9 protein-coding genes are annotated in these 9,061 nt (G+C 62.5%); 7 read left to right on the forward strand and 2 right to left on the reverse strand.

The features are described from left to right. From ASN89_RS24385 to ASN89_RS24405, 5 genes are all read left to right on the forward strand, one after another. Positions 1–389, forward strand: a 389-nt coding sequence (locus ASN89_RS24385; protein ID WP_200969124.1) for a chemotaxis protein CheW, incomplete at its 5' end; no start/stop codon positions are given. After that, a complete protein-coding gene (locus ASN89_RS24390) occupies positions 386–2,695 on the forward strand; it encodes a hybrid sensor histidine kinase/response regulator (RefSeq protein WP_058051076.1) in 2,310 nt (769 codons plus the stop codon). The genes ASN89_RS24385 and ASN89_RS24390, both read left to right, overlap by 4 nt. A 10-nt stretch (positions 2,696–2,705) precedes the next feature. Next, on the forward strand, positions 2,706–3,758 hold the full coding sequence (locus ASN89_RS24395) for a chemotaxis response regulator protein-glutamate methylesterase (RefSeq protein ID WP_058051077.1): 1,053 nt from the start codon (positions 2,706–2,708) through the stop codon (positions 3,756–3,758). 10 nt (positions 3,759–3,768) lie between these two features. Beyond that, positions 3,769–4,794 carry a diguanylate cyclase gene (locus tag ASN89_RS24400; RefSeq protein WP_046682273.1) on the forward strand — a complete coding sequence of 342 codons (1,026 nt, stop codon included), beginning with the start codon at positions 3,769–3,771 and terminating at the stop codon, positions 4,792–4,794. A 25-nt stretch (positions 4,795–4,819) separates the two neighbouring features. Continuing rightward, positions 4,820–5,134: a pyrimidine/purine nucleoside phosphorylase gene (locus ASN89_RS24405; RefSeq protein WP_046682272.1), complete on the forward strand. Its 315-nt coding sequence runs from the start codon at positions 4,820–4,822 to the stop codon at positions 5,132–5,134. On the opposite strand, the gene murB is transcribed toward ASN89_RS24405, so the two are convergent. Then, positions 5,135–6,163: a UDP-N-acetylmuramate dehydrogenase gene (gene murB, locus ASN89_RS24410; protein WP_058051078.1), complete on the reverse strand. Its 1,029-nt coding sequence runs from the start codon at positions 6,161–6,163 to the stop codon at positions 5,135–5,137. A gap of 182 nt (positions 6,164–6,345) precedes the next feature. Here murB and ASN89_RS24415 point away from each other — a divergent pair, with 182 nt between their 5' ends. Together ASN89_RS24415 and ASN89_RS24420 are read left to right on the forward strand one after the other, a co-directional pair. Next, on the forward strand, positions 6,346–6,831 hold the full coding sequence (locus ASN89_RS24415; RefSeq protein WP_034759416.1) for a YajQ family cyclic di-GMP-binding protein: 486 nt from the start codon (positions 6,346–6,348) through the stop codon (positions 6,829–6,831). Positions 6,832–7,014: 183 nt separating this feature from the next. Beyond that, complete coding sequence (locus tag ASN89_RS24420; RefSeq protein ID WP_046682270.1) at positions 7,015–8,280, forward strand: nitronate monooxygenase; 1,266 nt, start codon at positions 7,015–7,017, stop codon at positions 8,278–8,280. 54 nt (positions 8,281–8,334) lie between these two features. Here ASN89_RS24420 and ASN89_RS24425 read toward each other — a convergent pair. Further along, positions 8,335–9,061 (reverse strand): protein kinase (locus ASN89_RS24425; RefSeq protein ID WP_152988675.1); only part of this gene is annotated, 727 nt, incomplete at its 5' end.

Genomic DNA, 9,061 nt, shown 5'->3' on the forward strand with positions numbered 1-9,061 from the left:
CCGGGGCGCCGCAGGCCAAGCCGCACGCGCTGCCGCACCGCGGCGGGGGCGGCTTGGCGGGCATCGTCAATATCGGCGGCAAGCTGTATCCGTGCATGTCGCTGGCCAGTTTGCTGGGCATCGACGAACAGGGAGCGCCGCCAGCCAAGGGCCGCCACACGTTTGCGCGCCTGCTGCTGATGCGCTGGGAAGAGCAGGCCTACGCCCTGCCCGTGGCCGACCTGCACGGCATCGTGCGCTACGCGTCGGGTGCCGTGCAGGCGCCGGCGGCCACCATCAACAAGGGCCTGTCGCGCTTTCTGTCGGGCGTGATCACCGAGGGCGACATGCGCATCGGCTGCCTCGACACGGCGCTGATCGGCTTCCAACTTGCGAGACTATTACGATGAGCCAGGACCAGCACGGCGACCTGAGTGCCTTTTCCATGCTGGACCTGTTCCGCATGGAAGCGGACAGCCAGACCCAGATTCTCACCGACGGCTTGCTGGCCATGGAGCGCCATGCGGGCGACGCGGCCGCCGTCGAGGCGATGATGCGCGCGGCGCACTCGATCAAGGGCGCCGCCGCCATCGTCGGCCTGCAAGTGGTGGTGCAGCTGGCGCACGGCATGGAAGACAGCTTTGTCGCCGCCCAGCACGGCAGATTGAAACTCACGCCGGAGCGGGTCGACGTGCTGCTGTCGGGCGTCGACCTGATCGTGCAGCTGTCGCGCCTGGACGACGCGGGCGCCGAAGCGTGGCTGGCCGCCAATGCGACGCAGATCGACCAGACCCTGAATGCCATCGCCGGTATCGCCGACCTGCCCGAATTGCCGGCCCTGCCCTCGGCGCCCGCGCCCGTGCCTGCGCCGGCTCCGGTGCGGGAAGCGTCCGAGCCGCAAGTTCCCGTCGCCAGCGGCCTGGCGGGGGATGAACCGGAAGCGGCCGCTCCCGCGCCGCGTACGGCGACCAGTACAGGTGCGCCAGCCAAGGCCCAGGCGCAAAACTTCGACAAACTGCTGTCGCTGGCCAGCGAATCGCGCATCAATGCGCACCAGATGCACCCGTTCGTCGGCGCCCTGCAGCGCTTCAAGCGCAACCAGAGCAGCCTGTTTTCCGCCATCGAGCACCTGCACGAAGCCATTGCCCGCTCGGCCGACCCGGGCCTGATGGAAAAGTCCTTGCTGGCGCTGCAAAAGACGCAGCCCCTGAAGCAGTTCATGCTCGAGCACATCGCCGACATCGAAACCTATGAACGGCGCTTGCTGGCTGTCTCGCAAGGCATGGTTGACGAAGTGCTGGCCCTGCGCATGCGCCCGTTCCGCGACGGCATCCACGCATTCCCGCGCATGGTGCGCGACCTGGCGCGCAGCCTGGGCAAGGAAGTGCAGCTGGAGATCGAAGGCGAAGATACCCTGGTCGACCGCGACATCCTGGCGAAGATCGAAAGCCCGCTGAACCACATGCTTCGGAATGCCATCGACCATGGCATGGAAGGCCCGTACGAGCGCATCGACGCGGGCAAGGAAGCGCTGGGCACGATACGCATGGAGGCGCGCCACCGCGCCGGCATGCTGAGCATCGAGATCAGCGACGATGGACGCGGCGTCGACCTGGAAAAAATCCGCCAGTCCGTCATCGAGCGCAAGATGGCCAGCCCCGCCATGGCCGCGGCGCTGTCGCCGGGCGAGCTGCTGGAATTCCTGTTCCTGCCCGCCTTCAGTCTGAAAGCGACGGCCAATCAATTGTCCGGACGCGGCGTGGGCCTCGACATCGTGCATGAGACGATACGCCAGCAAAACGGCACCGTGCGCCTGGAGTCGGAACCGGGCCGCGGTTTCCGCGCCCTGATCACCCTGCCGCTGACGCAGTCGATCGTGCGCGCGCTGGTGGTCGACGTGCACGGCGAAGCCTACGCCATCCCCATCGTCAAGGTGGAAAGCGTGGTGCGCGTGCCGCAGGCGGCCATCCATACCCTGGAAAACAAGCAGTTCTTTGAACTCAAGGGCGAGCATCTGGGCCTGGTGTCGGCGGCGCAGGTGCTGGAGCTGGGCGAGGCGGCCAGCCAGGCCGACGATTTGCCCGTGGTGGTGATCGGGCGCGGCAAGCAAAGCTATGCGCTGGTGGTCGACGCCATCCGCGGCGAGCAAAGCCTGGCCGTGCAAGCCATCGACCCGATCTTCGGCAAGATGCGCGACATTTCCGCCGCCGCCCTGCTCGACGACGGCGAACCTGTGCTGATCCTCGACGTGCCCGATTTGCTGCTGTCGATCGACAAGCTGCTGCACGAGGGCGGCCTGCACCAGCTGGCGCAGGCGGGCCACGCGCAGCAGCGCCGCGCCAAGCGCATCCTCGTCGTCGACGATTCGCTGACGGTGCGCGAGATGGAGCGCAAGCTGCTGCTGGCGCGCGGCTTCGAGGTCGACGTGGCCATCGACGGCATCGACGGCTGGAACGTCGTGCGCAGCGGAGAATATGATCTGGTGATCACCGACGTGGACATGCCGCGCATGGATGGCATCGAACTCGTTTCGCTGATCAAGAAGGACCTGCACCTGCACAAGCTGCCGGTGATGATCGTGTCGTACAAGGACCGTCCGGAAGACCGCGCGCGCGGCCTGTCCGCCGGCGCCGACTATTATTTGACCAAAGGCAGCTTCCACGACGAGACCTTGCTCGACGCGGTGGCCGACCTGATAGGAGATGCCCGCTTATGAGCTGTCATTCATGAAAATTGCCATTGCCAACGATGTCGCCATGGCCGCCGAGGCCCTGCGCCGGGTGGTCGCCAGTACGCAGGAACACCAGGTGCTGTGGATCGCCCGCACGGGACTCGAAGCCGTGCGCATGTGCGAGGGCAACCGTCCCGACCTGATCCTGATGGACCTGAACATGCCGGAGATGGATGGCGTGGAAGCGACGCGCCTGATCATGGAGCAAAGCCCTTGCGCCATCCTGGTCGTCACGGGCCGCCCGCAAGACAATGTCAACCAGGTCTTCCGCGCCTTGGGCGCCGGCGCGCTCGACGTCACAGCCACGCCCGTGCTGCAGGGGGAAGTGGGCGGCGACAGCGAGCTGCTGGCCAAGATCAAGACCATCGGCAAGCTGATACGCCACAGCGCCGAACCACCGCCGCCGCGCCAGGCGCCAGCCAATGGCGGCGATCGGGGCGACGGCCAGGTCAGTACCCTGGTGGCCATCGGCGCCTCAACGGGCGGACCGTCAGCCGTGGCCAAGGTGTTGTCAGGCTGGACGGCGCCGCCCGGCTGCGCCATCGTCGTGGTGCAGCACATCGATGAAACCTTTGCCTCGCACTTCGCCAAATGGCTCGATGACCAGCTCAGCATGCCCGTGCGCGTGATCGCCGAAGGCGACGAACTGGTGTCGGGCACGGTACTGATTGCCAAGACCAACGATCACCTGCTGCTAGATCAAAATTATCGTTTGGGTTACGATGCAGCACCACGCGACTATGTTTACCGCCCGTCCGTCGATGTCTTTTTCAATTGCGTGGCACAGCACTGGCGCGGCGACGCCATCGGTGTATTGCTCACAGGCATGGGGCGCGACGGTGGCGATGGCTTGCTGGCCATGCGCCGCGCGGGCAAGACGACGATTGCGCAAGACCAGGCCAGCAGTGCCGTGTACGGCATGCCGCGCGCGGCAGCCGAACTCGATGCGGCGCAGCAAATCCTGCCATTGGATAGAATAGGCGCCAGCCTGCGCAGCCGCCTGGGCGCCAAGCTCAACAATGGGTGGGAGCCCTCCCCTAACATCTGAAAAGAATGCAATGCCAGAATTCTCCTCCAGCTTCACCCAGCATGAGCCCGCATTGACCGAATTCAAGGTCAGCGTGCTGCTGGTGGACGACCAGTTGATCATTGCCGAGGCAGTCCGGCGCATGCTCAGCGACCAGCAGGATATCGAATTTCATTACGTGACCGACGCCACGCAGGCGCTGGACACGGCACTGCGTTTGCAACCGACCGTCATCCTGCAAGACCTGGTGATGCCGGGCATCGACGGCTTCGCCTTGATCAAGCTGTACCGCGAAAACGAGGCGCTCGCGCACGTGCCCGTGATCGTGATGTCGGCCAAGGACGACCCGAAACTGAAGGCCCACAGCTTTGCCGTCGGCGCCAACGATTATGTGGTGAAACTGCCGGACCGCCTGGAACTGCTGGCGCGCATACGCTACCATTCCAGTGCGCACATCAGCCGCTTGCAGCGCGACCAGGCTTTTCGTTTCCTGCGCGAAAGCCAAAAGAACCTGGCGGACGCGAATATTGAATTACAGAAACTGGCCGCCCTCGATGGCTTGACGGGCATCGCCAACCGGCGTCGCTTCGATGAAACCCTGCAATTCGAATGGCAGCGGGGCCAGCGCGACAAGACGCCGCTGAGCCTGCTGTTCTGCGATATCGACCATTTTAAAAGCTATAACGACCACTTTGGCCACCTGGCGGGCGACCTGGGCCTGAAAAAGGTCGCCGCCGTGCTGACGGAACATTTGAAACGCCCGGCCGACCTGGCCGCCCGTTACGGTGGCGAAGAGTTCGCCCTGATCCTGCCGGAAACGGAAGCGGCCGGCGCGCTGATGATCGCCGAAGCATGCCGGCGCCATCTGGAAGGCTTGCAAATCGAGAACCCGGCGGCAAGCAAGGGCATCGTCACCATCTCGATCGGCGTGGCCACCGTCGTGCCGTCGCCGGAATCGACGATCGAGCAACTGATCAACCGCGCCGACCAGGCCCTGTACGCAGCCAAGCGCGGCGGACGCAATAGCGTGCTGAGCGCCAATGACGTCCGCGACTGATTTTTAACAGCAAGGAAAGTGAAGCATGAGCACACAACTGGACAATGTCAGCGTCGTCAAGAAGTCGAATATTTACTTTGACGGCAAATGCGTCTCGCACAACGTCATCCTGGCCGATGGCACGAAGAAAAGCGTCGGTGTGATTTTCGCCTCATCGTTGCGCTTCAACACGGGCGCGCCGGAAATCATGGAAATCGTCGGCGGCTTGTGCAAGGTACGCCTGGCTGACGCGACAGAATGGAACAGCTATGGCGCGGGCCAGGAATTCAGTATCCCGGGCAATAGCTATTTTGATATTGAAACCGTCGAGACCGTGGATTACGTCTGCCACTTCGGTTAATTAGACGAACACAGGCTCGGGCGACAGGCGCACGCCATATTTCGCCTCTACATCATCCTGTATCGCTTCCGCCAGCCGGGTAATGTCCGCGCCACGAGCGCCGCCATTATTCACCAGAACCAGCGCCTGCTTGGGATACACTCCCGCGGGCCCCAGGTTTTTCCCCTTCCAGCCACACTGATCGATCAACCAGCCGGCCGCCAGCTTTTCCGTGCCATCGGGCTGCGCATGGTGCATCAAGGCAGGAAAACGTTCCAGCAAGGCAGCACACTGTTCACGCGACACCACGGGATTCTTGAAGAAACTGCCCGCATTGCCGATCAAGGCCGGGTCCGGCAATTTGCGCCGGCGGATCGCCATCACCGTGTCGGCCACCTGTTGCGGCGTCGGCTCGGCAAGATTACGCTCGGCCACGGCCTGCGCCAGTTCCGCATAGCGCAAGTTCGGCTGCCATTCGGCCGGCAAGGCAAACGTCACTTCCAGCACGATCAGTTCGCGTCCGTCCGACTGTTTGAAGATGCTGTCGCGGTAGGCGAAGCGGCAAGCATCGCGGTCCATGTCGAAAACGATGCCGCTGGCGCTATGCATGACGCTCACGCTATGCAGATAATCCTTGATTTCCACGCCATACGCGCCGATATTCTGGATAGGCGCGGCGCCTACCGTGCCCGGGATCAGTGACAGGTTTTCCAGTCCGCCCACGCCTTGCGCCAGGGTCCACTGCACGAAATCGTGCCAGTTTTCGCCGGCCGCGGCCGTGACGAGTATGGTCTCGAAGTCCGCCTGCGCCAGGCGCATGCCGCGCGTGGCCATGTGCAGCACGGCGCCGGGAAAGTCGCCCGTGAGCACGATGTTGCTGCCGCCGCCCAGTATCAGGCGCGGCATGGCGGACAAGGCGGGGTCTTGCAACGCCGCGTGCAATTCGGCCTGCGAAGTGATGCGTACGTAGGCGGCCGCGTTGGCCGTGATGCCGAAGGTATTCAGGCGCTGGAGGGAGTAATTGTGTTCGATGGTGAGCTCTGCAGACATGGGATAGCGATTATTTTGCTCGATTATAGAGTGAAACCGACAAAAAACCAGCGCAAGACAAGGGCAGGCCGTCCGTTGTCCGTTAAAATGTCGCATCTTTAACGGGGCTGTGCCATTTTGCAAAGAATGCGCGCGCCCGGCGCGCCAGCAGCGCGCTCGCTCTAACACGAAAGGAACAGACCATGCCGTCATTTGATGTAGTCTCCGAAGCCGATATGATCGAAGTCAAGAATGCCGTCGAGCAATCCAACAAGGAAATCACGACGCGCTTCGACTTCAAGGGCAGCGACGCCCGCGTCGAACACAAGGAAAACGAATTGACCGCGTTTGCGGATTCGGAATTCCAGCTCAGCCAGGTGCGCGACGTACTGACCAACAAATTGACCAAACGCAAGGTCGATGTGCGCTTCCTCGACGAAGGCGACATCAAGAAGATCGGCGGCGACAAGGTCAAGCAGATCATCAAGATCAAGAATGGCATCGAATCGGATGATGCGAAGAAAATCGTGCGCGTCATCAAGGACAGCAAGATGAAAGTGCAAGCGAGCATCCAGGGCGAAGCCGTACGCGTCACGGGCGCCAAACGCGACGACCTGCAAGCGGCCATGGCCATGCTGCGCAAGGACGTACCCGACATGCCGCTGGAATTTAACAATTTCCGCGATTAATTTCGATCAAGCGCACGCTGCGGCCTGCGCTTGCACCGGCATGGCGGCAAGCTGCCTCGGAGCGCTTGCCCGCTTGGGGTAGAATTGAAGCTGCGCACAGCTACATGCGCCCGCGCGCCTGACCGGCGGCGGGCTTGACCGTACATCTGGCTCAGTGATAACCACGGTAGTCTAAGGATAGCAATGAAACGTGTTGATGATTTCCGCCTGCGATTTGGCAAAAAAGAATATGTGCCCATCATGATAGGCGGAATGGGTGTGGATATTTCCACGTCGGAGCTGGCCCTGGAAGCGGCCCGGCTGAACGGTATCGGCCATATCTCCGATGCCATGGTGGAAGACGTGTCGGATCGCCGTTTCGACACCACCTTCGTCAAAGACAAGACGAAACTGTACAAGTTCAACATCAATAACAGCGACAAGGCCGTGGTGCAGTTCGACCTGGGCCGTCTGGCGGAAGCGCAGCGTCTGCATATCGGCCGCACCATGGAAGCAAAAAAAGGCGATGGCTTGATCTTCGTCAATTGCATGGAAAAGCTGACCATGAACGGCCCCCGCGAAACCTTGCGCGTGCGCCTGAACGCGGCGCTGGACGCCGGCATCGACGGCATTACCCTGTCCGCCGGCTTGCACTTCGGCTCGTTTGCCCTGATGGCCGACCATCCGCGTTTCCGCGATGCCAAGCTGGGCATCATCGTCTCGTCCGTGCGCGCCTTGCAGATTTTCCTGCGCAAGAATGCCAAGCTGGACCGCTTGCCTGACTTCATCATCGTCGAGGGGCCATTGGCCGGCGGCCACCTGGGTTTTGGCATGGACTGGGCCAATTACGACCTGCACACGATCACGGCGGAACTGCTGGCCTACCTGAAGGCCGAGCAGCTGGATATCCCGCTGATCGCCGCTGGCGGCATCTTCACGGGCAGCGACGCCGTTTCCTTCCTGGAAGCGGGCGCGGCTGGCGTGCAAGTGGCGACGCGCTTTACCGTCACCAAGGAATGCGGCTTGCCAAACAAGGTCAAGCAGGAGTACTACAAGGCCTCGGAAGAAGACATCATCGTCAATGGCGTCTCGCCGACGGGCTACCCGATGCGCATGCTGAAGAACACGCCCGCCATCGGCGCCGGCATCCGTCCAGGCTGCGAATCGTATGGCTACCTGCTCGACGCGACGGGCAACTGCGCGTACATCAACTCGTACAACCGCGAAGTGGCAGCCCATCCGGAACAAAAAACCGTCGTCGTGATGGACAAGACCTGCCTGTGCACGCACATGCGCAACTTCAACTGCTGGACCTGCGGCCATTACACGTATCGCCTGAAGGACACCACGCACAAGCTGGAGAATGGCGAATACCAGATCCTGACGGCCGAACACGTCTTCAAGGATTACCAGTTCAGCGTCGACAACCAGATTGCCCTGCCGGAAAAAGAAATCCTGGTAGCAAGCTGAACCTTGTCAGCCTGACATAAAAATGGCGCAGCCTGCGAAGGTTGCGCCATTTTTTTATACGGGGAGCATATCCCGCAATGCCCGTTCGATCGCGTCGAACTTGGGCCGCCGCAATATTTCTTCCTGCAGGCAAGCATCCATCATGGCCTCCAAGGCGGGCAAGGACGTCGCGCAGTGCGCGATCAACTCGCCCAGCAGCACGCCAAAAGCGCGCGCCTCTATACCCTGCAGCAAGTCTCCTTGCGGCGAGCCGGGCGCAAACATGGAAGCGGCGCCAAAGTCGCCCAGCAGGCAGGCGCCAGCGTCCGCATGCAGGATGTTGTGCGCATACAAGTCGCCATGCACGATGCCGTGCGCATGCAGCTGCCACACGGCCGAGGCGATGCCGTGGGCAATGGCCAGCGCTTGCGGTGCCTCAAAGCATTCGCCATCGGCATACACGTCGCGCGTGCACGATGCCAGGCTCGGCGGCCCTGCCAGGTTGCGGAAAGCAGCGTCGATGAGCGGCATGACAAGCCCCAGCGCCCCTTGCGGATGCGCATCGAGCGTCCCGAGGATGGGGATCAGGCTCACGTGCGCACCGGCGCCGACGCAGGCGGCCATCTCGCTGCGCGGCAAGCCGTCGCTGGTCATGGCCCCCTTGAATACTTTGACGGCAACATCATCGACGCCATCGAGGCGGGCACGGTAAATCACGCCTGATGCGCCCTCCCCCAGCTGCTGCGCCAGCTCCAGGCGCTGCCATGCCACGCCCGCCACAGCTGTACCGGCCAGAGCGGCC

The sequence above is a fragment of the Janthinobacterium sp. Ant5-2-1 genome, from assembly GCF_001445815.1.
GTDB lineage: Bacteria > Pseudomonadota > Gammaproteobacteria > Burkholderiales > Burkholderiaceae_D > Janthinobacterium > Janthinobacterium lividum_E.